Source organism: Amycolatopsis sp. CA-128772 (genome assembly GCF_002904295.1).
In the GTDB taxonomy this organism is placed as follows: Bacteria; Actinomycetota; Actinomycetes; order Mycobacteriales; family Pseudonocardiaceae; genus Amycolatopsis.
In genome coordinates, this window is record NZ_PPHG01000075.1 from 251,473 (window position 1) to 275,882 (window position 24,410).

General features: G+C 72.6%; 23 protein-coding genes. 9 read left to right on the plus strand and 14 right to left on the minus strand.

All coding sequences use genetic code 11. From position 1 onward, the window contains the following. The first annotated feature begins 60 nt into the window (after positions 1 to 60). Complete coding sequence (locus C2L59_RS29845; RefSeq protein ID WP_370444791.1) at positions 61 to 936, plus strand: TIGR03620 family F420-dependent LLM class oxidoreductase; 876 nt, start codon at positions 61 to 63, stop codon at positions 934 to 936. Here C2L59_RS29845 and C2L59_RS29850 read toward each other — a convergent pair. Beyond that, positions 925 to 1,749 (minus strand): DUF3626 domain-containing protein, encoded by an 825-nt coding sequence (locus C2L59_RS29850; protein WP_103352841.1) that lies wholly within the window; start codon positions 1,747 to 1,749, stop codon positions 925 to 927. The genes C2L59_RS29845 and C2L59_RS29850 overlap by 12 nt on opposite strands. Before the next feature lie 76 nt (positions 1,750 to 1,825). Here C2L59_RS29850 and C2L59_RS29855 point away from each other — a divergent pair, with 76 nt between their 5' ends. Beyond that, positions 1,826 to 2,737 carry a DMT family transporter gene (locus C2L59_RS29855; RefSeq protein ID WP_103352842.1) on the plus strand — a complete coding sequence of 304 codons (912 nt, stop codon included), beginning with the start codon at positions 1,826 to 1,828 and terminating at the stop codon, positions 2,735 to 2,737. Positions 2,738 to 2,787: 50 nt separating this feature from the next. On the opposite strand, the gene arc is transcribed toward C2L59_RS29855, so the two are convergent. After that, complete coding sequence (gene arc, locus C2L59_RS29860) at positions 2,788 to 4,590, minus strand: proteasome ATPase (RefSeq protein WP_103352843.1); 1,803 nt, start codon at positions 4,588 to 4,590, stop codon at positions 2,788 to 2,790. A 366-nt stretch (positions 4,591 to 4,956) separates the two neighbouring features. Here arc and C2L59_RS29865 point away from each other — a divergent pair, with 366 nt between their 5' ends. Then, on the plus strand, positions 4,957 to 5,847 hold the full coding sequence (locus C2L59_RS29865) for a hypothetical protein (RefSeq protein WP_103352844.1): 891 nt from the start codon (positions 4,957 to 4,959) through the stop codon (positions 5,845 to 5,847). Between the two features lie 13 nt (positions 5,848 to 5,860). Continuing rightward, positions 5,861 to 6,310, plus strand: coding sequence for a hypothetical protein (locus tag C2L59_RS29870; RefSeq protein ID WP_103352845.1), 450 nt, complete (start codon positions 5,861 to 5,863; stop codon positions 6,308 to 6,310). Positions 6,311 to 6,331: 21 nt separating this feature from the next. On the opposite strand, the gene C2L59_RS29875 is transcribed toward C2L59_RS29870, so the two are convergent. Together C2L59_RS29875 and C2L59_RS29880 are read right to left on the minus strand one after the other, a co-directional pair. Continuing rightward, complete coding sequence (locus C2L59_RS29875; protein ID WP_103352846.1) at positions 6,332 to 7,162, minus strand: tRNA (adenine-N1)-methyltransferase; 831 nt, start codon at positions 7,160 to 7,162, stop codon at positions 6,332 to 6,334. 62 nt (positions 7,163 to 7,224) lie between these two features. Further along, entirely contained in the window at positions 7,225 to 8,376 is a 1,152-nt protein-coding gene (locus C2L59_RS29880; RefSeq protein WP_103352847.1) for a site-2 protease family protein, read from the minus strand. A 253-nt stretch (positions 8,377 to 8,629) separates the two neighbouring features. Between C2L59_RS29880 and C2L59_RS29885 the strand changes: the two genes are divergently transcribed. From C2L59_RS29885 to C2L59_RS29895, 3 genes are all read left to right on the plus strand, one after another. Further along, positions 8,630 to 9,529: a RecB family exonuclease gene (locus C2L59_RS29885; RefSeq protein ID WP_103352848.1), complete on the plus strand. Its 900-nt coding sequence runs from the start codon at positions 8,630 to 8,632 to the stop codon at positions 9,527 to 9,529. Continuing rightward, on the plus strand, positions 9,529 to 10,320 hold the full coding sequence (locus tag C2L59_RS29890; protein WP_103352849.1) for a thioesterase family protein: 792 nt from the start codon (positions 9,529 to 9,531) through the stop codon (positions 10,318 to 10,320). The genes C2L59_RS29885 and C2L59_RS29890 overlap by 1 nt, the downstream gene beginning before the upstream one ends. A gap of 64 nt (positions 10,321 to 10,384) precedes the next feature. Continuing rightward, entirely contained in the window at positions 10,385 to 11,323 is a 939-nt protein-coding gene (locus C2L59_RS29895) for a ParA family protein (RefSeq protein ID WP_103352850.1), read from the plus strand. A 49-nt stretch (positions 11,324 to 11,372) separates the two neighbouring features. On the opposite strand, the gene hisG is transcribed toward C2L59_RS29895, so the two are convergent. From hisG to metH, 6 genes are all read right to left on the minus strand, one after another. After that, complete coding sequence (gene hisG, locus C2L59_RS29900; protein ID WP_103352851.1) at positions 11,373 to 12,218, minus strand: ATP phosphoribosyltransferase; 846 nt, start codon at positions 12,216 to 12,218, stop codon at positions 11,373 to 11,375. Between the two features lie 46 nt (positions 12,219 to 12,264). Beyond that, the gene (locus tag C2L59_RS29905) at positions 12,265 to 12,528 is read right to left on the minus strand and encodes a phosphoribosyl-ATP diphosphatase (protein WP_103352976.1); all 264 of its coding nucleotides are present in this window, start codon (positions 12,526 to 12,528) and stop codon (positions 12,265 to 12,267) included. A gap of 394 nt (positions 12,529 to 12,922) precedes the next feature. Beyond that, positions 12,923 to 13,408, minus strand: coding sequence for a methylated-DNA--[protein]-cysteine S-methyltransferase (locus tag C2L59_RS29910; RefSeq protein WP_103352852.1), 486 nt, complete (start codon positions 13,406 to 13,408; stop codon positions 12,923 to 12,925). A gap of 13 nt (positions 13,409 to 13,421) precedes the next feature. Continuing rightward, positions 13,422 to 14,885, minus strand: a complete 1,464-nt coding sequence (locus C2L59_RS29915; RefSeq protein ID WP_103352977.1) for an AlkA N-terminal domain-containing protein — start codon at positions 14,883 to 14,885, stop codon at positions 13,422 to 13,424. Between the two features lie 59 nt (positions 14,886 to 14,944). Beyond that, a complete protein-coding gene (locus C2L59_RS29920; protein ID WP_103352853.1) occupies positions 14,945 to 15,607 on the minus strand; it encodes an HAD family phosphatase in 663 nt (220 codons plus the stop codon). A gap of 17 nt (positions 15,608 to 15,624) precedes the next feature. Beyond that, positions 15,625 to 19,176 carry a methionine synthase gene (gene metH / locus C2L59_RS29925; protein WP_103352854.1) on the minus strand — a complete coding sequence of 1,184 codons (3,552 nt, stop codon included), beginning with the start codon at positions 19,174 to 19,176 and terminating at the stop codon, positions 15,625 to 15,627. A 38-nt stretch (positions 19,177 to 19,214) separates the two neighbouring features. Here metH and C2L59_RS29930 point away from each other — a divergent pair, with 38 nt between their 5' ends. After that, the gene (locus C2L59_RS29930) at positions 19,215 to 20,120 is read left to right on the plus strand and encodes a PAC2 family protein (RefSeq protein ID WP_103352855.1); all 906 of its coding nucleotides are present in this window, start codon (positions 19,215 to 19,217) and stop codon (positions 20,118 to 20,120) included. A 1-nt stretch (position 20,121) separates the two neighbouring features. On the opposite strand, the gene C2L59_RS29935 is transcribed toward C2L59_RS29930, so the two are convergent. Further along, positions 20,122 to 21,057, minus strand: coding sequence for a phosphotriesterase (locus C2L59_RS29935; RefSeq protein ID WP_233223771.1), 936 nt, complete (start codon positions 21,055 to 21,057; stop codon positions 20,122 to 20,124). Between the two features lie 38 nt (positions 21,058 to 21,095). On the opposite strand from C2L59_RS29935, the gene C2L59_RS29940 reads away from it, so the two are divergent. Further along, positions 21,096 to 21,641, plus strand: a complete 546-nt coding sequence (locus tag C2L59_RS29940) for an ABATE domain-containing protein (RefSeq protein WP_103352857.1) — start codon at positions 21,096 to 21,098, stop codon at positions 21,639 to 21,641. 85 nt (positions 21,642 to 21,726) lie between these two features. On the opposite strand, the gene C2L59_RS29945 is transcribed toward C2L59_RS29940, so the two are convergent. From C2L59_RS29945 to C2L59_RS29955, 3 genes are read right to left on the minus strand one after another with little or no spacing between them, the layout of a single operon-like run. Beyond that, complete coding sequence (locus C2L59_RS29945) at positions 21,727 to 22,560, minus strand: metallophosphoesterase (RefSeq protein WP_103352858.1); 834 nt, start codon at positions 22,558 to 22,560, stop codon at positions 21,727 to 21,729. Next, positions 22,524 to 23,780 (minus strand): MFS transporter, encoded by a 1,257-nt coding sequence (locus C2L59_RS29950; RefSeq protein WP_103352859.1) that lies wholly within the window; start codon positions 23,778 to 23,780, stop codon positions 22,524 to 22,526. Before C2L59_RS29950 ends, C2L59_RS29945 begins: the two co-directional genes overlap by 37 nt. After that, the gene (locus C2L59_RS29955) at positions 23,777 to 24,364 is read right to left on the minus strand and encodes a helix-turn-helix transcriptional regulator (protein WP_103352860.1); all 588 of its coding nucleotides are present in this window, start codon (positions 24,362 to 24,364) and stop codon (positions 23,777 to 23,779) included. Before C2L59_RS29955 ends, C2L59_RS29950 begins: the two co-directional genes overlap by 4 nt. Positions 24,365 to 24,410 lie beyond the last annotated feature (46 nt).

The following is a 24,410-nucleotide window of genomic DNA, read 5'->3' on the forward strand; positions in this document are numbered from 1 at the left end:
CTCCCCCCGCCGGCCACCCTTGCTTGCTCGTCATATCGTAAATCTGCGATACTTCGAATCATGGGTATGATCGAGAACATGCGGCTGGGCCGCTACGGGATCTGGACGTTCGACTTCGAGGACCAGCCGGCCGGGCTCATCCGCGATTCGGTGCAGGAGCTGGAGGAACTCGGCTGGCCGGCGATCTGGATCCCGGAGAGCGAGGGCCGCGAAGCCCTGACGCACGCCGGGTTCCTGCTGGCGGCCACCGAACGCCTCACCGTCGTGAACGGCATCGCGCGGATCTGGTCCCGCGACGCCCAGTGGACCCGCGGCGGGGCCCTGCTGCTGGCCGACGCCTACCCGGACCGCCACCTGCTGGGCCTCGGCTTCGGCGCCGGCAAACCGGGCGCGAAGCCGCTCCGGGCGATGAACGACTACCTGGACGCGCTGGACATCGACACGAAGGTCAACCCCGCGCCGCGCGCCCCGGTGCGGCGGATCCTCGCCGCGTACGGCCCGAAGATGCTGGAGCTGGCCCGCGACCGGTCGGCGGGTGCGCACACCTACCACGTCACCCCCGAGCACACGGCCCAGGCGCGCGAGATCCTCGGCGCGGAACCGTTCCTCGGCGTCGAGCACGCCGTGCTGTTCGAGACGGACGCGGCGAAGGCACGGGAGATCGCCCGCAGGCACCTGCACCCGTACCTCACCACGCCGTACAACATCGCCAAGTTCCGCCGGCTCGGCTACTCGGACGCGGACATCGACGGCGGCAGCGACCGGCTCGTCGACGCCCTGGTGTTCTGGGGCGACCCGGACTCGATCACGGCCAAGCTGCGCGCGCACCTCGACGCGGGCGCCGACCACGTCGGCGTCCAGGTCATCGGCGTCGAGCCGGGCACCTCGGCCATGCCGCACTGGCGCCGGCTGACCGAAGCGCTGCTACCCGCGTAGGCCGAACCGCGCGGTGCAGTGCCACACGCGCTTGAGCACCTGGGGGTCGTGCCGGCCGGCGCGGACGGCGTTCCCGATGACGCGGGCGTCCAGCCACCCGTCCTCGGCGATGTCCTCGCCGGCCCGCACGGCGTCCTCGCCGCGGTAGTCCGCGTGCTCGGCGAGGGTGGACACCGGGAGCCGGAACCCGTGGTGCCAGTACGTCGGGAACCGGAACCCCGCGGCCGCCGCTTCGACGTCGGTGCCCCGGAACGACGGGTCCAGCACCAGGGCCGCGACGTCCTCCGGCAGCCGGAGCGGGCCGTGGACGTGGGCCTCGACGTAGTCGTCGAGCTCGTCCGGGGCGTCGGCCTCGACGAGCGGGAGCAGCGGCAGGTGCGCGGCCGTGCCGAAGTCCACCGGATCGTGGAAGCTGTCCGGATAACAGAACGTTGTGCGCGCGAGGACTTCGGGCTTGAGCCGGAAGTGCGCCGATCCGAACCGGACCGAGCCGCCGGCCGCGCGCCGGCGGTGGTTGAGCGAGCCGTACTTCGGCCGGGCGGCGGGCGGCAGGTCGTCGTAGACCCCGCCGAACATCCGGTGCTCCCAGTGCCACCGGGCCCCGCCGGGGTGCGCGGTGAGGCCGCCGTTGCCCGTCCCCGTCTCGAACTGCGAGCGGTAGTGCCCGTCGGTCAGCCAGTGCCGCAGCAGCGGCACGTCCCCCACCAGCCGGTCCGGGTGGAAGTGCACGGTGACATCCAGGCCTACCGGCAGCGGCGGCCCGGCCACGCGCCCGGCGACGTACTCGACTGCTGCTTGCGATTCCTGCCCCATGGTATAGGCCGTTATACACAATGTGACGTCGGAAAACCACTGGCTTCGCGACCGGCGTCCCGGTTTGACTGCGGCCATGCGTTCGGTCGGATTCGGGGTCACGGTGCGGTTCGCGCTGCTGGCCGTCGTGTGGGGTGCGAGTTTCCTGTTCATCAAGGTGGGGCTCGGCGGGCTCTCCCCCGCCCAGGTCGCGCTCGCCCGGGTGGCGCTGGGGGCGCTGGCGCTGGCCGTCGTCCTGGTGGCGCGCCGGCGGCCGCTGCCCCGGGATCCGGCGCTGTGGGGGCACCTCGCGATCGTGTCGGTGCTGTTGTGCGTGGTGCCGTTCCTGCTGTTCTCGTGGGCGGAGCAGTACATCTCCTCCGGCCTCGCGAGCATCTTCAACGCGACGACGCCGCTGGTCACGATGCTGCTGGCGGCCGTGGCGCTGCCCGAAGAGCGGTTCACGCCGCCGCGGGTGCTCGGCCTGCTGCTCGGGTTCCTCGGCGTGCTCACGATCGTCGGGGTGTGGCACGGCATCGACGTGTCCCACCAGCTGACCGCCCAGCTCGCCTGCCTCGGCGCGACGGCGTGCTACGGCGCGTGTTTCGTCTACATGCGCCGGTTCCTCTCACCCCGTGGGACGGACCCGGTGGTGGTGGCGTTCGGGCAGACGGCGTCGGCGACGGTGATCCTGGGCTTGCTGGCCCCGGCGATCGCGGCGACGCCGGTGCACCTGAGCCTGCCGGTGGTGGCGAGCATGCTCGCCCTCGGCGTCTTCGGCACCGGACTGGCCTACGTGTGGAACGTCCGCATCATCGCGGCCTGGGGCGCGGCCAACGCCTCGGCGGTGACGTACCTGACGCCGGTGGTCGGGGTGCTCCTGGGCGTGCTGGTGCTGGGTGAGCCGGTGAGCTGGAACCAGCCGGCCGGGGCGCTGCTCGTGGTGCTGGGGATCCTCGCCGCGCACGGGAAGCTACGCCGGACCCAGCCCGAACTCGTCCGCCGGTAGACACGCCGATGGGGCGGTCGCCGCGGCGGCCGCCCCATCGCGCGTTCCTCCTACAGGTACTGACCGGTGTTCGTGGCGGTGTCGATCGCCCGCCCCGAGTCCTGGTTCTTGCCGGTGACGAGCGTGCGGATGTAGACGATCCGCTCGCCCTTCTTGCCGGAGATCCGGGCCCAGTCGTCCGGGTTGGTCGTGTTGGGCAGGTCCTCGTTCTCCGCGAACTCGTCGACGATCGCGTCGAGTAGGTGCTGCACGCGCAGACCCGGCTGGTTGGTCTCCAGCACCGACTTGATCGCCGACTTCTTCGCCCGGTCCACGATGTTCTGGATCATCGCGCCCGAGTTGAAGTCGCGGAAGTACAGGACTTCCTTGTCCCCGTTGGCGTAGGTCACCTCGAGGAACCGGTTCTCGTCGCTCTCCTCGTACATCCGCTCGACGGTGTGCTGGATCATCGCGTCGAACGTCGCCTTCGGGTCCCCGCCGAACTCGGCGAGGTCGTCGGCGTGGATCGGCAGGCCTTCGGCCAGGTACTTGGAGAAGATGTCCTTCGCGCCTTCGGCGTCCGGACGCTCGATCTTGATCTTGACGTCGAGCCGGCCCGGCCGCAGGATCGCCGGGTCGATCATGTCTTCGCGGTTGGAGGCGCCGATGACGATGACGTTCTCCAGGCCTTCGACACCGTCGATTTCCGACAGCAGCTGCGGCACGATCGTGGTCTCCACGTCGGACGACACGCCCGACCCACGGGTCCGGAAGATCGAGTCCATCTCGTCGAAGAACACGATCACCGGGGTGCCCTCGGAGGCCTTCTCCCGCGCTCGCTGGAAGATCAGGCGGATGTGCCGCTCGGTCTCCCCGACGAACTTGTTGAGCAGCTCGGGACCCTTGATGTTCAGGAAGTAGGACTTCCCGTCCTCGTTGTCGCCCCGCGCCGCCGCCACCTTCTTGGCCAGCGAGTTCGCCACCGCCTTGGCGATGAGCGTCTTGCCGCAGCCCGGCGGGCCGTAGAGCAGGACACCCTTGGGCGGGCGCAGCTGGTACTCCTGGTACAGGTCGGCGTGCAGGAACGGCAGCTCGACCGCGTCCCTGATCTGCTCGATCTGCCGGGTGAGGCCACCGATGTCCTCGTAGCGGACGTCGGGCACCTCCTCCAGCACCAGGTCCTCGACCTCCGCCTTCGGCACGCGCTCGTACGCGTAGCCGGCCTTGGAGTCGACCAGCAGCGAGTCGCCCGGCTTGAGCGGCTGCTCGGCCAGCAGGTCGGAGAGCAGGACCACCCGCTCTTCGTCCGCGTGCCCGACCACCAGCGCGCGGGGGCTGCCGCCCTCGACGTCGGCGGCGAGCACCTCACGCAGCGCACACACCTCACCGGTGCGTTCGAAACCGCCGCCCTCGACCACGGTGAGCGCCTCGTTGAGCCGCAGCGCCTGGCCACGGCGCAGCGACGAGATCTCCACCGCGGGCGAAACCGACACCCGCATCTTCCGGCCGGCCGTGAAGACGTCCACCGTGTTGTCCTCGTACGCCTCGACGAAGACGCCGTACCCGGACGGTGGCTGGGCCAGCCGGTCGACCTCCTCGCGGAGGGCGAGGAGCTGTCCTCGCGCTTCGCGCAGGGTTTCGACCAGTTTGGTGTTGCGTTCGGTGAGCTGGCTCACCCTTTCCGAGGCCTCGGCGAGCCGCTGTTCGAGAACCCGGTTCTGCCGTGGCGAGTCCGTCAGTTTGCGGCGCAGCAGCGCCACTTCTTCCTCGAGAAAACGGATCTGCCGAGCCTGCTCGTCCGCCGTCGTCCCAGCTCCGGATGTTGCTGAAGGGTCGGCCTCCTCGCGCCGACCTCCGGGAAGGTCATGATGCATCGGGCACCTCCTCGGAGTGCTTTTCATTCCACGGTACCGGCGATCACCGACAAGAAAAGGCCTTTCCGGATCACAAGATCGGCGCGTCGCGGTTTGCCAGCCCCCTCCAGCACGGACATTCCCGCAGCGCAAGCGGCCATTTCGGTGCCGTGGCGCCGGTGTGTCGCGGGTCCGGCCGGGCCGGGATGAAGCAAGCACGACGGGAGTACCCCGCCCACGGGTGGCCCAACCCCGGCCGGGATCCGGGCAATTCCGGCCAGTTCCGCCCTAACCGCGCGGCAGGCCGGGCCGGTGGCTAGCATCGGGCGACGCGGAACCGGCCCCGACGGCCGGGCGCTATCGAGGGAACGCTAGGGGGCACCACTCATGACCTACCCGCCGCAGCAACCGGGCGGCTACGGCCAGCAGCCCGGCGGCTACGGGCAGCAGCCCGGCCCGTACGGTCAGTCACAGGCCGGTGGTTACCCCCAGAGCGGGCCCCAGCCGCAGCCCGGCTACGGCGGCACGCAGCAGTTCGGCCAGCCCGGCGGGTACGAGGGCGGCGCCCAGCAGTTCGGCCAGCCGGGTCCGTACGACCAGCCCGGCCAGGGCGGCTACCCGCCGCAGCCGGGCCCTCAGCCCCCGCAGGGCCACCCCCAGTACGGGCCGCAGGACCAGTGGGGCCAGCCGCAGCCGGGCTACGGCGGGTTCGACCAGTACGGCGGCGGCTTCGGCGACGCTCCCCCGCCCAAGAAGAAGAAAACCGGCCTGATCGTCGGCATCGCGGCGGCCGCGGTGGTCCTCGTCGGCGGCGGCGTGACGGCGTTCGTCCTCACCCAGGGCAAGGACGACCAGACGGCCGCGCCGCCCGCGAGCAGCAGTTCCGCGGCGCCGACGTCCGCCCCGAAGGCGTCGACCCCGAAGCCGAAGACGACCTCGCCGACCAGCCCGACGTCGAAGGCGAGCAAGCCCGCCGGCGGCCCGGCCCCCGGTGGCAAGGGCAGCTCCCAGGAGCTGTTCGACACGACGATCTCGGCCTACAACGCGGGCGACGAGAAGGCGCTCGGCGACGTCATCTGCCGGAGCGTCTACGAGGGCTCGACGGGCCAGATCCCGAAGGTGACGGTCAAGCTGACCGGCGACCCGCAGGAGACGGGCGACAAGGCCACCGTCCGCTACTCGGCGACCGACGGCAGCAAGACGAAGGTCGGCACGATGTCGGCCCAGAAGGAATCCGGGCTCTGGTGCCTGTCCAACGTGAAGGCGGACGGCCAGTGAGCGCCCGCCTTCGGTGAACCGGGCGCTCTTCGGCGGGCTGGTGCTGCTCGGCGTGGCCGCCGCGGGCGTCGTGCTGGGCCTGCTGCTCGTCGCCCCGACCGGCGGTCCGCCCGCCGCGTCGGGCCCGCCGGGGCAGCCGCCCCGCCCCTCGGCACCGGCCGCCCCCGACGCGGCCGACACGGCGGCGGTGGCCGTGCTGGCCCGCGCGATCGTCGACGCCATCACCCGCCACGACTCGGCGGCGTTCGGCAAGCTCACCTGCCGTCCGCAGAGCACGGAGGCCCTGGCCGGCCTGCAGCGCACGTGGGACGCGGCCGGCCCGGTCACGGCGAAGCTGACCGGGCCGCCGGAGCTGCGCGGCGAATCGGCGACGGCGAAGGTGCACGTGGAGGCCGCGGGCGGGACGAAGGACACGCCCTTCCCGCTGCACAAGGAGAACGGCCGGTGGTGCGTGCCGGGTTAGCCGGGCGTCGGCACGGGTCCCTCAGCCCTTGCCCTTGCTCGGCCGGCGCGACACGCGCGGCGACACGGTCCCGTCCGCCAGCCGCCGGGCCGTGAGCAGGAACGCCGTGTGCGCGACCATCCGGTGGTCCGGCCGCACCGCCAGGCCCACCACGTGCCACGGGCGCATCAGCGTCTCCCACGACTCGGGCTCGGTCCAGCACTGCTGCTCGCGCAGCGACTCCGTCACCCGCGAAAGCTGCGTCACCGTCGCGACGTAGACCGTCAGCACGCCGCCCGGGACCAGGTGGGCGGCCACGTTCGGCAGCTGGTCCCACGGGGCCAGCATGTCCAGCACGACCCGGTCCACCTCGCCCTCGTGCGACGCCAGGTCGGCGACCGTGAGGGACCAGTTGGCCGGCTTCTCGCCGAAGAACTTGACCACGTTGCGCTCGGCGTGTTCGGCGTGGTCGTCGCGGATCTCGTAGGACTGCACGCGCCCGGCCGGGCCGACCGCGCGCAGCAGCGAGCAGGTCAGCGCGCCGGAGCCGGCGCCCGCCTCGAGGACGCGCGCGCCCGGGAAGATGTCGCCCCACATCACGATCTGGGCGGCGTCCTTCGGGTAGATCACCTGCGCGCCGCGGGGCATGGAGAGCACGTAGTCCGGCAGGAGGGGGCGCAGCGCGAGGTACGTCGAGCCGCCCGCGGACGTCACCACCGAGCCCTCGGGCCGGCCGATCAGGTCGTCGTGGGCGAGGGCGCCGCGATGGGTGTGGTACTCACCGCCGTCGGCCAGCGTCAGGGTGTAGTGCCGCCCCTTCGAGTCGGTCAACTGCACCCGATCACCCGTGCGAAACGGTCCGCTGACCGACAAAACTTCCTCCTGTAACCCGGTTGGCCGACGCCAGATCTTCGCAGGCCGTGCGGGGCGGGGACTCAGCGGGTGCGGCGGTTCATCGCGGCCCGCAGCTCGTCCCGGCGCAGCACACCCGCCGGACGGCCCTCGTCGTCGACGACGAGGAACTGCCACGCGGCCGTTTCCCGGACCCGCTCGATGACGTCTTCGCCCGGCTCCGAGGCCAGCAGCACGGTCTCGGCCCGGATCGGTTCGGCCGCGAGTTCGGCCGGCGCGTGCGGCGACGAGGCCGCCAGCCGCTCCGCCGCGCCTTCGTCGAGGAGCCCGGCCGCCACGCCGTCGGCGCGGACCAGCACCACCCCCCGGCCGGCCGACGCGGCCAGCGCGTCCGACACCGGGCTTTCGGCCGGCAGCTGCAGCACCGGCCGGACCAGCTCGCCGAGGACCAGGCCGTCCGGCCAGGTGCGGCGCGCTTCGGCGGCCAGCTCGGAGCGGGCGCCGAGGATCACGAACCACGCCGTCACGACGCAGACGCCCAGCCGCAGCCAGCGGTCCGGGCTCGCCGTCGCCAGGCCCCACAGCGCCCAGACGAGCAGCCCCGCGGCGACGACGCCCCCGCCGGCGACCGCGGCGCGCGTGCCCTTCGCGCGGATGCCGGTGGCCGCCCAGACACCGGCGCGGACCAGCCGGCCGCCGTCCAGCGGCAGGCCGGGCAGCAGGTTGAACACGCCGACGGCGAGGTTCGCCACCGCGCACTCGCCGATCAGGAGCCAGACCGCGCCGTCCGCGGGCACGGCGAACATCAGCAGGCCGCAGAACCCGCCGAGCAGCAGGGACACGGCGGGCCCGGCCGCGGCGACCAGGCCCTCGTCGCCGGGCCGCTTCGGGGTGCGGGCCACTTCGGACAGACCGCCGAGGAGGAACAGGCGCAGCCGCCGCACCGGGATCCCCAGCCGCAGCGCGACCAGGCAGTGCCCGAGCTCGTGGGCGAGCACGGACAGCCCCAGCAGCAGCGCGAACGCGCCGGCCAGCAGCCACGACGTCCCGGTCGAGGCGTCCGGCAGCAGCCGCCCGACCAGCGGCGCGTACAGCACGACGACGATCAGCGAGCCGACCCACCAGGAGGGGGCGAGCAGCACCGGCACCCCGGCGACCCGGAACAGCACGAGGCCACCGTCCGAGAGGACGGCCTGCCGGGTCCCCCCGGTGCCCTGCTCACTGGTCGCGGCCATGCGGAGAGCCTAGAGCCCCGGGTGTGGGTACCGGGTGATCCGGCCCCCGATGGACGACCCGCGTCCCCAGCGGGCCGGCCCGCGTACCCAGAGGGTCGGCTCGCGTACCTGAACGGTCGGCTCGCGTACCCAGAGGGTCGGCTCGGTGCACGCGGCCGAGCCGACCCTCCGGGTACGCCGGCCGACCGTCCGGGTACGGGCGGCGGGCGTTGCGGTCGCCGGAACTGTCGTACCCCGGCGTTACGCTCTGCCCATGCCCGACGCCGACACTGTCACCACGGACTCCCCAGCCTCCGCCGTCGCCACCCGGGTGCGGCGGCGGCCCGCGTTGTCGCCGTCACGGGCCAGCGACTTCAAGCAGTGCCCGTTGCTCTACCGGTTCCGCGCGGTCGACCGGCTGCCCGAGGTCCCGACGAAGGCCCAGCTGCGCGGCACGCTCGTGCACTCCGTCCTGGAGCGGCTGTTCGCGCTGCCCGCCGCCGAACGCGTTCCGGCGCAGGCGCGGGAGCTGCTCGGCCCGGCCTGGGCCGACCTGTCCACGGACCGTCCGGAGTGGACCGAGCTGTTCGACGGCGGAAAGCCCGAAGAGCACGCCGACTGGCTCCGCTCGGCCGAGAAGCTCCTGGACGCCTACTTCGAGCTGGAGGACCCGCGGCGGCTCGAACCCGAGGCGTGCGAGCTGCACGTCGAGATCGAGCTCGGCTCCGGCGTGCTGCTGCGCGGCTACATCGACCGGCTCGACGTCGCCCCGACCGGCGAGATCCGGGTCGTCGACTACAAGACCGGCGCCGCGCCGCGCGAAATCGGCGAGGCCAAGGCGATGTTCCAGATGAAGTTCTACGCCGTGGTGCTGTGGCGGCTGCGCGGGATCGTGCCCCGCCAGCTGAAGCTGATGTACCTCACCGACGGCCAGTCGCTCGCTTACACCCCCGACGAAGCCGAGCTGCTGCGCTTCGAGCGCACGCTGGAAGCCATCTGGCAGGCGATCCTCAAGGCGGGCAAGACCGGCGACTTCCGGGCGAACAAGAGCAAGCTGTGCAACTGGTGCGACCACCAGGCGCACTGCCCCGAGTACGGCGGCACGCCGCCCGCGTACCCCGGGTGGCCGGAGCCCGACGCGGGCGACGAGACGCCGCTGGACCGGGCCGACTGATGGCCGACGCCTTCTACGTCCCGCTCGGCGACGGCCGGTTCTCCGCGACCGCGCACACCACCGGCCCGTGGACCCCGGACGCCCAGCACTTCGGCCCGCCCGCGGCGTTGCTGGTGCGGGCCCTCGAAACCGTCGAATCCGGCCACCCGGCGGAGCTGGCGCGGGTGACCGTCGAGATCCTCGGCCCGGCGCCGGTCGCCGAACTCGCCGTGCGGGCGCGGATCGAGCGGCCCGGCCGGTCGGTCGAGCTGCTGCAGGCCGAGCTGGCGAGCGCCGAGCGCGTCGTGGCGCGCGCGTCGGCGTGGCGGATCGCGACGTCCGACACGGCGGAGGTCGGCACCGACGCCGGTCCCCTGCTGCCCGGGCCCGGCAGCGTCGAAGAGTCGCAGTGGCCGGAGGGCTGGCACGGCGGCTACCTCGACGCGGTCGAGTGGCGGGCGGTGCGCGGCGGCATGGACGTGTCCGGCCCGGCGGCGGTGTGGGCCCGTCAGCGCGTCCCGCTGGTCGACGGCGAAGAGCCGAGCGGGCTGCAGCGGCTGTTCGCCGTCGCCGACTCCGCCAGCGGCGTGTCCAACTACCTCGACCCGCGGCAGTGGTGGTTCATCAACTCCGAGCTCACCGTGCACCTGCGGCGGCTCCCGGCCGGCGAGTGGATCGGCATGGACGCGGTCACGCTGGTCGGCCGGCACGGCATCGGCACGGCGACGAGCATCCTGCACGACGGCGACGGCCCGGTGGCCACCGGCGCGCAGGCGCTGATGGTCCGGCCGCGACAGGCCGGGGGCGGATAGCCACCCACAACGGGCCCGCATCCAATAACCTTCGCGGAACGACCGACTTGAGGAGCGCTCCGGCATGCAGATCACCTCGGTGGTCAACCAGAAAGGCGGGGTCGGCAAGACCTCACTGAGCGTCGGCACCGCGGCCGCACTGGCCGAGCGGGGCCGGCGGGTGCTGCTGGTCGACCTCGACCCGCAGGGCCACGCGACGACCGAGATGCTCGGGCTGTCCGAGGTCGCCGCGGACCAGCCGAGCCTGGCGAAGGCGCTGGCCAAGACGTGGAAGGGCCCGATCGAGGAAATCGTCGTGCCGCACCCGCGCAGCAACCTCGGCCGCGGCGGCGCGCTCGACGTGGTGCCGACGTCGCCGGGGATGTTCGACCTGATCCGGCGGCTCGACTCGTTCCGCGTCCCCGGCTGGCAGCTGGCGCGGGTCATCCAGTTCGCCAACTACGACCACTGCATCATCGACTGCCCGCCCGCGCTGGACGTGCTGACGAACAACGCGCTGGCGGCGTCGCACGGCATCCTGGTGCCGGTCCAGCCGGACAAGACGAGCATCCGCGCGCTGCGGCTGCTGGCCGACCAGGTCCGGTACGTCGAGCAGACCGTCGGGCGGCAGCCGCTGTCGTGGTTCGGCCTGGTGCCGAGCCTGTACCGGCGGCCGATCTCGCACTACGCGGCCGCGGCGCTGCAGGAGATGTACGACTTCGGCATCCCGATGCTGTCGCACCTGCCGCTGGGTGTGGTGATGAACGAGGCGGCGGCGCACGGCGTCCCGGTGACGACGTACGCGCCGGAGACGTTGCAGGCGCTGTCCTTCCGCGAGATCGCGGACACGCTCGACAGCCACCTGGAGCAGAACGCGGCCCCGGCGGTGGTCCCGGCCGACGAGGAGTTCGTCTTCGAGGACTTCATCTCGGAGGTGGCGGTGGCCCGCAACGTCAACGACAACGGCGCCCGCAAGGGCCTCTACGACCTGCTGCCGAAGAAGCCCAACCGTCCCCGGTCGTGAGTGGTCGCGGCGGGCCGGAACCCGCCTCACCACTCACGACGGGTGCGGGTCAGAGGCGGCAGGACCGGATGTCCGACGCCAGGATCGCCTTCGCCCCGACCTCGGCGAGCTCGTCCATGACGAGGTTGACCTTCTTGCGCGACACCATCGCGCGCACGGCCACCCAGTCGTCGTCGGCCAGCGGGGCGACCGTCGGCGACTCCAGGCCCGGCGTGATCGCGATCGCGCGCTCCACCAGGGTGCGCGGGCAGTCGTAGTCCAGCATCATGTACTGCTGCGCGAACACGACCCCGCGCAGCCGCGCGGCCAGCTGCGACTTCGCCTTGCTCTGCTCGGTGCCGCGGCGCTGCAGCAGCACGGCCTCCGACACGCAGATCGGGTCGCCGAAGGCCACCAGGTTGTTCTGCCGCAGCGACCGGCCGGACTCGACGACGTCGGCGATCGCGTCCGCGACCCCGAGCTGGATCGAGATCTCGACCGCGCCGTCGAGGCGGATCACCTCGGCCTCGACGCCGTGGCGGGCGAGGTCGTCGCGGACCAGCCGCGGGTACGACGTCGCCAGCCGCTTGCCGTGCAGGTCCGCCGGCTTCCAGTCCCGGCCCGCCGGGGCGGCGTAGCGGAACGTCGAACCGCCGAAGCCGAGCGCCTGGACCTCCTCCACCGGGGCTCCGGAGTCGAGCGCGAGGTCGCGGCCGGTGATCCCGAGGTCGAGCTCGCCGGAGCCGACGTAGATGGCGATGTCCTTGGGGCGCAGGAAGAAGAACTCGACCTCGTTGACGTGGTCGAGCACGGTCAGGTCGCGCTGCTCATGCCGCTTGCGGTAGCCCGCCTCGCCGAGCATCTCCGTCGCCGCGGCGGCGAGGGCTCCCTTGTTCGGCACGGCAACACGCAGCATTTCGCTTCTCTCCTCGTTGTCAGAGCGCTGTTGTCAGAGCGACCCGTCACAGGTAGCGGTAGACGTCCTCGGTCGACAGGCCGCGGCCGAGCATCAGCACCTGCACCCGGTACAGCAGCTGGGAGATCTCCTCGGCAAGGCGCTCATCGGACTCGTGCTCGGCGGCGATCCACACCTCACCGGCTTCCTCGAGCACCTTCTTGCCCTGGGCGTGCACCCCGGCATCAAGGGCGACGACGGTGCCGGAGGAGTCCGGACGGGTACGCGCGCGCTCGGCAAGCTCCGCGAACAGCTCATCGAAGGTCTTCACGGTGCGGAATCCTTCCATCCCGCACCCGGCGCCGCCGCCTCGCCCCGCCGGGGGTGCTGCCCATCTCACACTGCCGTGGACGCTGGTTCCCATGGGCTGGGATCCGGCCGGGCGAAGGGACGGCAGTCGGGCCGGGCACGGCGCGGGGTGCAGGCGCGGGATGGGCAAGAGGAACCCGACGCCGTGCCGGCCGCGAGGTGCGAGATGCGGAGTGCGGAGGTGCGAGGTGCCGGCCGCGAGGTGCGGGATGCGGAGGTGCGGGAGTGCGGAGTGCCGGCCGCGAGGTGCGGGGTGCGGGGCGGGCGCGGGAGTGCGGGCATGGCCTCCAGCCAGCGTGCGCACACCTCACCGGCCGCCGCGCGACCCGGCTGCCGCCGTCCTCCGCGAGCATCCCTCAGAACAGCGCGCCCTGCTCGAAGTCCAGCAGGTACCGCTTGCGTTCCAGCCCGCCGCCGTAGCCGGTGAGGGAGCCGTTCGAGCCGACCACCCGGTGGCACGGGACGATGATGCCGATCGGGTTCTTGCCGTTGGCCAGCCCCACCGCGCGCGACGCCGCCGGCTTGCCCAGCCGGTCGGCCAGCTGGCCGTAGGAGATCGTCGTGCCGTACGGGATCTTGCGCAGCTCCGCCCAGACCAGCTGCTGGAACGGCGTGCCCGCGAAGGCCAGCGGCACCTCGAACTCGTGGCGCTGCCCGGCGAAGTACTCCTTCAGCTCGGTTTCGGCGCGGGCGAAGATGTCTCCGCCCGGATCGGCAGCGCCGAACGTCGGCTCGGCCGGCCGGTGACGCTGGTCGACCATGTAGAGGCCGCAGAGCGCGTCGCGCTCGGCGACCAGCGTCAACGGGCCGAACGGGCTGTCGACGACGACGTGGGTTCGCATGGGTTCTCCTGTCTCAAGCCGCGGGCATCCGGTTGATCGCGTGGTCGCCGGTGGCCCACAGGTGCTGGGTGGCGTAGGCGCGCCAGGGGCGCCACGCGGCGGAGCGGGCGACGATCGCCGCCTGGCCGCCGAGGCCGAGGGTCTCCGCCGCGTACTTGATGCCGAGGTCGGTGGGGAGGAAGGCGTCCGGGTCGCCGAGCGCGCGCATCGCGATGCTTTCGACGGTCCACGGCCCGAACCCGGGCAACGCGGCCAGCGCCGCCCGGGTCGCCTCCCAGTCGCTGCCCGCGCCGAGGTCCAGGCCGTCCGTCAACGCCGCGACCAGCGTGAGCAGGGTGCGACGGCGGGTGCGCGGCATGGCGAGGGTTTCGGGGTCCAGCGAAGCGAGCGCCTCGGGCGACGGGAACAGGTGGGTCAGGCCGCCTTCGGGGTCGTCGACCGGTTCGCCGTGCGCGACGACGAGCCGGGCCGCGTGGGTGCGGGCCGCCGCCGTCGACACCTGCTGGCCCAGCACGGCCCGCACGGCGAACTCGGCGCCGTCGACCGTGCGCGGGACGCGGCGGCCGGGTGCGGCCGCCACCAGCGGAGCGAGCAGCGGATCGGTGGCGAGCTGGTCGTCGACGGCGACCGGGTCGGCGTCGAGGTCGAGCAGGCGGCGGCACCGGCTGGTGGCGGCCGGCAGGTCGCGCAGATCGGCGAGGGTGAGCCGGCAGGCGATGTGACCGTCCTCGGGCCGCAGCGCGACGACACCGTGGCCGTGCGGCAGCCGCAGCGTCCGCCGGTAGGCGCCGTCCCGCCACTCCTCCACGCCCGGCACGCCGGTCGCCACCAGGTGCCCGAAGAGGTTGTCCGGGCACAACGGCCTCCGGTACGGCAGCCGCAGGACGAGCGCCCCGGCGGCGCCGGTGGGCCGGCCCTTGGCGCGCTGCCGCAGCTCGGTCGGCGAGAGGGCGAACACCTCGCGGACGGTGTCGTTGAACGTCCGGATGCTGCCGAACCCGGAGGCCAGGGCCAGCTCGGTCATCGGCAGGGTGGTCGTCTCGATCAGGGTCCGCGCGGTCTGCGCGCGCTGCGCCCGCGCCAAGGCGAGCGGGCCGGCGCCGAGTTCGGCGAACACCTGGCGTTCGACCTGCCGGACGCTGTAGCCGAGCCGGGCGGCGAGGCCGCGGACGCCTTCGGTGTCGACGACGCCGTCGCCGATCAGCCGCATCGCCCGCGCGACGAGGTCAGCGCGCTCGTTCCACAGCGGCGAGCCCGGGCTGGCGTCGGGACGGCAGCGTTTGCAGGCCCGGAACCCGGCCTGCTGGGCGGCCGCGGCGCTCGGGTGGAAGCTCATGTTCTGCCGCTTGGGCGGCACCACCGGGCAGCTGGGCCGGCAGTAGATCCGGGTGGTCAGGACCGCGCAGTAGAACCACCCGTCGAACCGGGCGTCCTTCGCCTGCACGACCCGTACGCACCGCTCGAAGTCCTCATGCACCACGCCAGCATCGCGGACCCGGGCCACCCCGGGCTAGCGGAAAAGCGACGTGGTCGTGGTCAGCCGAGCAGCGCCGCCAGCGCCGGCACGTCGATGCCGGCCAGGGAGTCGCGGAACACGCGCCGCTCCCCCGCGTCGACCTGGACGTCGTTCGGGATCACCAGCACCGTGCAGCCCGCCGCGACGGCGGACGCCGTGCCCGGCGGCGAGTCCTCGACCGCGACGCACCGCTCGGGCGCGACGCCGAGCAGCTCCGCCGCCTTGAGGTACGGGCGCGGGTGCGGCTTGTTGAGGCCCTCGACCTCGTCGCCGCACACGGTGACGTCGAAGAAGTCCCGGCCGATCGTGTTCAGTGCCAGCTCGGTCAGCTCGCGTTCGGTGGAGGTGACCAGCGCCGAACGCAGGCCGGCTTCGCGCACCGCCGTCAACGCCTCGCGCGCGCCCGGGCGCCACGGCAGCTCGTCGTCGAACAGCCCGGCCGTGCGGCGCCGGATCTCCTCGCCGGTCGACGCGACCGCCTCGGGGGTCACCGTAAGGCCGACCACCTCGAGCAGGTACGCCGAGGTGTCGTCCATGTTGGACCCGACGAGCGTCATCCGCTGCTCTTCGGAAAGCTTGCCGCCGAGGAATTCCGCCGTCTCGTAGAGGGCGACGTCCCACAGCTTCTCGGAATCGACGAGCGTGCCGTCCATGTCCCACAACACGGCGTCGAGTCCGTCCACAGTGGATCTCCTCCAGGTCAGGTGTTGAAGTACTTGGCTTCCGAGTGGTGGCAGACGATCGCGTCGGTCGACTGCTCGGGGTGCAGCTGGTACTCCTCGGACAGCTTGACGCCGATCCGGCCCGGCTCGAGGAGGGCGACGATCTTCGCCCGGTCTTCGAGGTCGGGACAGGCGCCGTAGCCCAGGGAGAACCTCGCCCCACGGTAGCCGAGCTTGAAGAAGTCCTCGATGTCCTCGGGGTCCTCTGAGGCGACCGCCACACCGCCGGGGAAGGTCAGCTCTCCCCGGATGCGGCGGTGCCAGTACTCGGCCAGCGCCTCGGTGAGCTGGACGCCGAGGCCGTGGACTTCGAGGTAGTCGCGGTAAGCGTCGGCGGCGAACAGCTCGTTCGCGTAGTCGGCGATGGGCTGCCCCATGGTCACGACCGTGAACGGCACGACGTCCACCTCACCGGACTCGCGGGGGCGGTAGAAGTCGGCCAGGCAGAGCCGCCGGTCGCGGCGCTGGCGCGGGAAGGTGAAGCGCAGCCGCTCCGGCGCGCCGGGCGCGGGCTCGGTGAGCACGACGAGGTCGTCGCCCTCGGCGACGCACGGGAAGTAGCCGTAGACGACGGCCGCGTGGGCCAGCACGCCGTCGGCGGTCAGCCGGTCGAGCCAGTACCGCAGCCGCGGCCGGCCTTCGGATTCGACGAGTTCGTCGTACGTCGGCCCGGCGCCGCCGCGGGCGCCTTTGAGGCCCCACTGGCCCATGAAGGTCGCGCGCTCGTCGAGCATCGCGGCGTAGTCGGCGAGCGCGACGCCCTTGACCACCCGCGAGCCCCAGAACGGCGGGCTCGGCACCGGGACGTCGGTGGCGACGCCGGAACGCGCGGGCGGCGGTCCTTCGGAAGTTTCCTCTTCGGCGCGGGCTTTGCGCGCCTCGGCGATCCGCAGCGAGCGTTCGCGGCGTTCCTTGCGCTCCTGGCGCTTCTTCTCCGCGTCCGCGTCCACCAGCGGCGATTCGCCGCGCTTGGCGGCCATGATCGCGTCCATCAGCCGCAGGCCCTCGAAGGCGTCCCGCGCGTAGCGGACGTCGCCGAGGTAGAGCTCGGTCAGGTCGTTCTCCACATAGGACCGGGTGAGGGCGGCGCCGCCGAGCAGCACCGGCCAGCGCGCGGAGACGCCCCGGGAGTTCATCTCCTGGAGGTTCTCCTTCATGATCACCGTGGACTTGACCAGCAGCCCGGACATCCCGATCGCGTCGGCGGCGTGCTCGCCGGCCGCGTCCAGGATGGTCGTGATCGGCTGCTTGATGCCGAGGTTGACCACCTCGTAGCCGTTGTTGGTCAGGATGATGTCGACGAGGTTCTTGCCGATGTCGTGGACGTCGCCGCGCACGGTGGCCAGCACGATCCGGCCCTTGCCGGCGTCGTCGCCCTTCTCCATGTGCGGTTCGAGGTGGGCGACGGCGGCCTTCATGACTTCGGCGGACTGCAGCACGAACGGCAGCTGCATCTGCCCGGACCCGAACAGCTCGCCGACCGTCTTCATCCCGGACAGCAGCGTGTCGTTGATGATCTGCAGGGCGGGCCGCTGTTCGAGAGCCGCGTCGAGGTCTTCGGTGAGACCGGTGCGCTCGCCGTCGACGATCCGGCGTTCCAGCCGCTCGAACAGTGGCAACGCGGCCAGTTCTTCGGCGCGCGAAGCTTTGGACGAGGCCGCGCTGACGCCCTCGAACAGGGCCATCAGCTCCTGCAGCGGGTCGTAGCCCTCGCGGCGGCGGTCGTAGACGAGGTCGAGGGCGACCGCGCGCTGGTCGTCCGGGATGCGGGCCATCGGCAGGATCTTCGACGCGTGCACGATCGCGGTGTCGAGCCCGGCCTGGACGCACTCGTGCAGGAACACCGAGTTGAGCACCTGCCGCGCGGCCGGGTTGAGCCCGAAGGAGATGTTCGACAGGCCGAGCGTGGTCTGGACCTCGGGGTGACGGCGTTTGATCTCGCGGATGGCCTCGATCGTCTCGATGCCGTCGCGGCGGGACTCCTCCTGGCCGGTGGCGATGGTGAAGGTCAGCGCGTCGACGATGATGTCGGAGGTGCGCAGGCCCCAGTTCCCGGTGATGTCCCCGATGAGCCGGGTCGCGATATCGGCCTTCTTGGCCGCGGTCCGCGCCTGGCCTTCTTCGTCGATGGTCAGCGCGACGACGGCGGCGCCGTACTCGCTGACCAGCGCCATGACCTGGGTGAACCGGGATTCCGGGCCGTCGCCGTCCTCGTAGTTGACGGAGTTGACCGCGCACCGGCCGCCGAGCCGCTGCAGGCCCGCCTCCAGCACGGCGACCTCGGTGGAGTCGAGCATGATCGGCAGCGTCGACGCGGTGGCCAGGCGCCCGGCCAGCTCGGCCATGTCCGCGGTGCCGTCTCGGCCGACGTAGTCGACGCACAGGTCCAGGAGGTGGGCGCCGTCGCGGGTCTGTTCGCGGGCGATCTCGACGCAGTCGTCCCAGCGGCCTTCGAGCATCGCGGTGCGGAACGCCTTCGAGCCGTTGGCGTTGGTGCGCTCGCCGATCATCAGCACGCTGGCGTCCTGCTTGAACGGCACCGCCTGGTAGAGCGACGCCACGCCGGGCTCGGGGCGCGGCCGCCGCGGGACCGGTGCGGTGTCCGCGACGGCCGCGGCGAGCTGCCGGATGTGCTCGTCGGTCGTGCCGCAGCAGCCGCCGACCAGGCCGACGCCGAACTCGCGGACGAACCCGGTCAGCGCCTCGACCAGGGCTTCCGGGCCGAGCGGGTAGACCGCGCCGTCCGGGCCGAGCTCCGGGAGGCCGGCGTTCGGCAGCACCGACAACGGCACCCGGGCGTGCTTGGCCAGCTGGCGCAGGTGCTCGCTCATCTCGGCCGGCCCGGTGGCGCAGTTGAGGCCGATGACGTCGATGCCGAGCGGTTCGAGCGCGGCCAGCGCGGCGCCGACCTCGGTGCCGAGCAGCATGGTGCCGGTCGTTTCGACGGTGATCGAAGCGAGGATGGGCACGTGCCGGCCTTCGGCGGCCATCGCACGCTTGGCGCCGATGATCGACGCCTTCGTCTGCAGGATGTCCTGGGTGGTCTCGACGATCACCGCGTCGGCGCCGCCGGCCAGGAGGCCGCGGACCTCCTCGCGGTAGGCGTCACGCAGGGTGGTGAACGGCGCGTGGCCGAGGGTCGGGAGCTTCGTGCCCGGCCCGACCGAGCCGAGGACGAACCGCGGGCGGTCCGGCGTGGCGAATTCGTCGGCCGTCTCGCGGGCCAGCCGGGCGCCGGCCTCGGCGAGTTCGAAGATCCGCTCGGTGATGTCGTACTCGGCGAAGTTGGCGAAATTGGCCCCGAAGGTGTTGGTCTCGACGGCGTCGGCGCCCGCCTCCAGGTACCCGCGGTGCACCGAGCGGACCACGTCGGGCCGGGTGACGTTGAGGATCTCGTTGCAGCCCTCGAGGCCGGCGAAGTCGTCCAGGCTCAGGTCGTGGGCCTGCAGGGCGGTGCCCATCGCCCCGTCGGCCACCAGGACGCGTGTGCGGAGGGCTTCGAGGAACGGGGACGACAGGCGGTCGGACATGCTGAACAGCGTAAGGCCGGTGGTCGTAGGCTGGTCCGGTGAGTGAGCCCGTCGACGAGACCCCGCGGCCGCCCGGCGACCGCACCGAACCCACCCGGCCCTTGATGGTCGTCGCCTTCGAAGGCTGGAACGACGCGGGTGACGCGGCCAGCCGGGCGGTCGAACACCTGCAGCTGAACTGGGACGCCACGCCGCTGGCCGAGCTGGAGCCCGACGACTACTACGACTTCCAGGTCAGCCGCCCGACCGTCCGGATGGTGGACGGCGTCACTCGCCGGGTGGACTGGCCGACCACGACGCTGTCGGTGTGCCGGCCCGCCGGGTTCGACCGCGACGTCGTCCTCGTGCAGGGCCCCGAGCCGAACATGCGCTGGCGGGCGTTCTGCGCGGAGCTGCTGGAGCACATCAAGCAGCTCGACGTCGCGACGGTCGTGACGCTCGGTGCGCTGCTCGCCGACACCGCCCACACCCGGCCGGTCCCGGTCACCGGGACGGCGTACGACAAGGACACCGCGTCGCTCTACGGGCTCGACCTGAACAACTACCAGGGCCCGACCGGCATCGTCGGGATCCTGCAGGACTACTGCGTGCAGGCGGGCATCCCGGCCGTGTCGATCTGGGCCGCGGTGCCGCACTACGTGTCGCACCCGCCGTCTCCGAAGGCGACCCTGGCGCTGCTGCACAAGCTGGAGGACATCCTCGACGTCGAGATCCCGCTGGGCGCGCTGCCGGAGCAGTCCGAGGAGTGGCAGCGCACGGTCAGCGAGATGGCCGACGAGGACGAGGAGATCAGCGAGTACGTCCGCAGCCTCGAGGAGCGCGGTGACGCCCAGAGCGAGGTCGCGGAGCAGGACGTCAGCGGCGACAAGATCGCCGCCGAGTTCGAGCGCTACCTGCGCCGCCGCGGCCGCGGTGGCGGGCAGGAAGGCTTCGGCCTGCGCTGAGTCAGCTCCGCCAGCTGGTGGCGAACGCCCGCGCGGGATTCGCCACCAGCATGGCGGTGACGACGTCGCCGCCGAGCAGCTCGGTCAGCCGCGGGGCGAGCGTGGTGAGCAGGTAGGACGCGCCCGGCTGCCACCGGGCCGCGGCCGTCGTGGTGTCGCCGCCGAGCAGGATCTGCCCGCCGTGCCCGGCCTCGACGAGCGCTTCCAGGCCGTCGAAGAGCCGCCAGTCGGTGGCGTGGTTGGCCCGGGACGAACCGTCGAAGCCGAGGAACACGCCGGTCTCGGCGACCGCTCGCTGCAGTCGCGGGTCGGGGTTCCGGTTCAGGTGCCCGAGGATCACCTTTCCGGGTGAAACATCGAGCTTGCCGCAGAGCAGGTCGACCGTCTCCAGGGCCGCCGTACCCAGTTCGAGGTGCACGGCGATCGGCGCCCCGGTCTCCTGGTGCGCGACCGCGGCGGCGGTCATCGTCAGCCGGGCGTGCGAGTCGATCGTGTGGAAGGCGCCGGCTACCTTGACCAGCCCGGCGCGCGGGCCGGTCCGCGGCTCGTCGGGCAGGTCGGCGGGCTGGGTGCCTTCGGTCAGGTCGGCGACGAACTCCTTCACCAGGCCGTCGACGACCCGGCCGAGGATGGCCGGGTTGTAGTGCTCCGCGCGGTGCAGGCCGGTGGCGGCGACCACGTGCACGCCGACCTCCTCCGACATCCAGGCGAGCTCGCGGGTCCGCCGGGTCAGGCCGTACGGCGTCCACTGGACGAGCGCGGCGCCGCCCCGCGTCTTGAACTCGAGCAGCGCGTGGGCGGCTTCGGCCGGATCGTCGAGCTCTTGGCCGGGCAGCAGTTTCGAGGCGAAGAAGAGGTGGTCGTGCGAGTTCGTCACGCCGAGTGCGGCCGGCTCGATGTCACCCAGCACCGTGCGGACCTTGGCTTCCCCAGTCACGAGGGCGAGTGTAACGCCTCAGCCGTTACGATGGCGAGGTGTCCGAAGACTTCCGCCTCGACATGGGCGCACCCTGGCTCAACCTGCTGGCCACCCGCGGCCGCCACTTCGGCGCGCAGCCGGTCGAGCGCCTGCCGACGGCCGAGCGGCTGCGCGAGTGGCTGGCGCTGTCCGAACTGATGCCGCTGACCCCGGTCACGGACGCCGACCTGCGCACGGCCCACCGGCTTCGGGAAGTCCTGCGCGAACTCGCCTTGGGCGCGGTGGACGGAATCCCGCCGCGGGCGGACCAGGTGAGCCCGCTGACGGCGTTCCTCGGGCCCGAGCCGGTCCACCTGGCGGCCCTCGACCGGCTCCACCGCAGCGCCCCGGCGACGGCCGCCGACGCGCTGGGCCGCCTGGCGCACCAGGCGGCGGACTGGCTGACCGGGCCGCTGAGGGAGGACTTGCGGGCGTGTCCGGAGCAGGACTGCCGGGGTGTGTTCGCGGATCCCGGCGGGCGGCGGCGGTGGTGTCCTTCGCCGGCCTGTGCGAGCCGGGGGCGGGTCCGCGCGCTCAGGGAACGGCGGCGCGGGGAGGTGTGAAGGTCGGGCGACAGGCAAGGTCACGCCGGTCCGCTGGCGCACGAGCAGCGGCCGGCTCCGAAGCCGCGCCGGCCGCCGCGGCGGGTCACGAAGGCCAGAGGATGCGGCGCATCGGCACCGCGCCCCGCGCCCGCTTCCGCCACTCCCGCGGATAGCCCAGCGAGACCTCCTCGAACCGCACTCCGTCGGCCTCCGTGCTGCGGGGGATGTGCAGGTGGCCGTACACCGCGATCTCCGCGCGGTAGCGGAGGTGCCAGTCCTCGGTCTTCGTCGTTCCGCACCACAGCGCGAACTCCGGCCAGTACAGCGGCGCCGTCGGGTGGCGGTGCAGGGGCCAGTGCGACATCAGGATCGTGCCGTGGTCCGCGGGGATCGCGTCGAGGCGCTCGGTGCTGAGCTTGAGGCGGTCCTCGCACCACGCCTGGCGGCTCGGGTACGGGTCCGGGTACAGGAAGTACTCGTCCGTGCAGACCACGCCGGCCTCGCGGGCCTGGCGCAGGGCCTCCTCCAGGGACTTGCCCTCCGCCTCCGGGGTCCGCCAGCTGTAGTCGTAGAGCAGGAACAGCGGCGCGATCGTCAGCGGCCGCGAGCCGTGCCGCCAGACCGGGAACTCGTCCTCCGGGGTCAGCACGTCGATCTCGCGGCACTGCTCCACCAGGTACTCGTAGCGGGCCTGGCCGCGCAGCTGGCAGTCGTCGTTCTTCGTCGTCCACAGCTCGTGGTTGCCCGGCACCCAGACGACCTTCGCGAACCGGCTGCGCAGGATCTTCAACGTCCCGATGGTGGCTTCGGCCAGCTCGGCGACGTCGCCGGCGACGAGCAGCCAGTCTTCGGGGGTTTCCGGGACGACCGAGTCGAGGATCGGGCCGTTGCCCTCGTGGGTCACGTGGAGGTCGCTGGTGGCGAAGAGGTGCGGCACCCCTCCACCGTAACCACCGCAGCTGGGGAAGCTACGCGGAATCCCCGTTTCCGGACCAGCATCAGAGCACCGGCAAAGACGTAGCCGCCGGCCTGGACGTTCAGCAGCACGGCCGGCCCGGTCGTCGCGACGAGCGTGCCCGCCAGCAGCGCGCCGGCCGTCGTGCCGCCGGCCATGACGGCGAACGTCGTGCTCAGCACCCGTCCGGCGCGTTCCGGGACGACCGCGCTCTGGATCTCCGACAGCACCCCGGCCCCGACGACCACGCCCGGTGCCCCGGCCACGGCGAACAACCCGACGTACGCGCCCAGCGCCGTCGTGACAAGGGGAAGGTTCCAGATCACCGCGGACAGCAGGCCCAGCGCGACGGATCCCCAGCCGAGCAACGCGGCCGGTGTGACCCGCCGCGCCACCGTCGCCAGGGCGAACCCGGCGGCCAGCCCGCCGAGCGCCTGCACACCCCGCAGCAGGCCCGCGTCGGCTTCGCTGCCGCCCAGCACGTCGAGGACGTAGACGACGAACAGCACCAGGAACATGCCCTGCGCCAGCGACGTGCACACCAGCGCGGCACCGGTGCGCCGCAGCCGCCGGTTGCGGGTCAGCTCGCGCAGGCCGTCCAGCCACGCGCGCACCACCGGTTCCCGCGCGGCCGCCGGCGCGGCGACCCGGCGGAACGGCTTGGCCAGCAACGCCGCGGCCACCACGAGGACACCCAGGTAGCCGGTGATCACGTCGGCGAGCCCGCCGAAGCCCAGCAGGGCACCCCCCGCCCAGCCGCCGGCCAGCCGGGCGACGCTGCCGTTCACGCTCATCAGCCCGTTCGCCGCGGTCACCTCCGCGACGCCGACGAGCTCCGGCACGAGCGCGTTGCGGGTGGGCTCGAACACCGACGCCAGCCCGGCCTGGGCCGCCATCACCGCGTACACCACCGTGACGCCCGGCTCGGCCAGCAGCGGCAGCGCCACGGCGGCGAGCCCGCAGCAGACGCCGAACAGCACCGCGCGGCGGTTCCACCGGTCGGCGACGACGCCGGCCACCGGGCTCAGCAGCACCGCGGGCAGCAGGCCGAGGACGATGCTCAGCGCCGTCGTCGCGGCGGAGCCGGTGCGCTGGAAGACGTAGATCGGCAGCGCTACCTGCAGCATCCACTCGGCCGTCTCGCCGAAGAACGCGGCCACCCACAACCGCGCGAACGCCGGCACCCCCAGCAGCTGCTTCATCCCTCCGCCTTCCCCGAGTGCTCGATGCGCGGGAACGCCCGCAGGCCGACGTGCACCGGGCGCGCGTTCGCCGGCGCGTCCGTGCGGATCGCGCCGACGTAGGGGCGGACCAGCGCGTCGATCGCGTCGCCCAGCCGCGTCAGCTCCTCCGGGGTGACGCGCAGCGTGTACGCCGAGAGCCCGGACGCCGCGACCCACTCCGGGTCGAGATCGCCGAGGGAGTCCAGGTAGCGCTGGGTCAGTTCCTGCTCGTGGCCGAGGCTCGCGCCGACGACACCCAGCTGGGCGGCCCGGCGGGCCGGGTCCTCGGCGAACTGCCCGATGTCCAGGCCGACCTGCCGGGCCCGCCACGGCCGTTCGCGGCCGTCTTCGCCCTCGGCCCGCTCGACCAGGCCGTACTGCGCGAGCTGCCGCAGGTGCCAGCTGCAGTTGGACGCCGTCGAGCCGACCGCCTCGGCGCACTCGCTCGCGGTGCGCGGGCCGACGGCGGTCAGGTGGTTCAGCAGCGCCGACCGCAGCGGGTGCGCCAGCGCGCGCAGCAGCTCGACGTCTTCGATCCGCTTGCGCGGCGGCAGCCCGGCCATCGGTCGTCCCATCTGAAAGAGTTGTTTCGAAAGCTCTCTTTCATAG

Coding starts and splice junctions, on each gene's coding strand:
- C2L59_RS29845 (WP_370444791.1), top strand. CDS start 61: ATGGGTATGATCGAGAACATGCGGCTGGGCCGCTACGGGATCTGGACG.
- C2L59_RS29850 (WP_103352841.1), bottom strand. CDS start 1,749: ATGGGGCAGGAATCGCAAGCAGCAGTCGAGTACGTCGCCGGGCGCGTG.
- C2L59_RS29855 (WP_103352842.1), top strand. CDS start 1,826: ATGCGTTCGGTCGGATTCGGGGTCACGGTGCGGTTCGCGCTGCTGGCC.
- arc (WP_103352843.1), bottom strand. CDS start 4,590: ATGCATCATGACCTTCCCGGAGGTCGGCGCGAGGAGGCCGACCCTTCA.
- C2L59_RS29865 (WP_103352844.1), top strand. CDS start 4,957: ATGACCTACCCGCCGCAGCAACCGGGCGGCTACGGCCAGCAGCCCGGC.
- C2L59_RS29880 (WP_103352847.1), bottom strand. CDS start 8,376: ATGGCCGCGACCAGTGAGCAGGGCACCGGGGGGACCCGGCAGGCCGTC.
- C2L59_RS29885 (WP_103352848.1), top strand. CDS start 8,630: ATGCCCGACGCCGACACTGTCACCACGGACTCCCCAGCCTCCGCCGTC.
- C2L59_RS29890 (WP_103352849.1), top strand. CDS start 9,529: ATGGCCGACGCCTTCTACGTCCCGCTCGGCGACGGCCGGTTCTCCGCG.
- C2L59_RS29895 (WP_103352850.1), top strand. CDS start 10,385: ATGCAGATCACCTCGGTGGTCAACCAGAAAGGCGGGGTCGGCAAGACC.
- hisG (WP_103352851.1), bottom strand. CDS start 12,218: ATGCTGCGTGTTGCCGTGCCGAACAAGGGAGCCCTCGCCGCCGCGGCG.
- C2L59_RS29910 (WP_103352852.1), bottom strand. CDS start 13,408: ATGCGAACCCACGTCGTCGTCGACAGCCCGTTCGGCCCGTTGACGCTG.
- metH (WP_103352854.1), bottom strand. CDS start 19,176: ATGTCCGACCGCCTGTCGTCCCCGTTCCTCGAAGCCCTCCGCACACGC.
- C2L59_RS29950 (WP_103352859.1), bottom strand. CDS start 23,780: ATGAAGCAGCTGCTGGGGGTGCCGGCGTTCGCGCGGTTGTGGGTGGCC.
- C2L59_RS29955 (WP_103352860.1), bottom strand. CDS start 24,364: ATGGCCGGGCTGCCGCCGCGCAAGCGGATCGAAGACGTCGAGCTGCTG.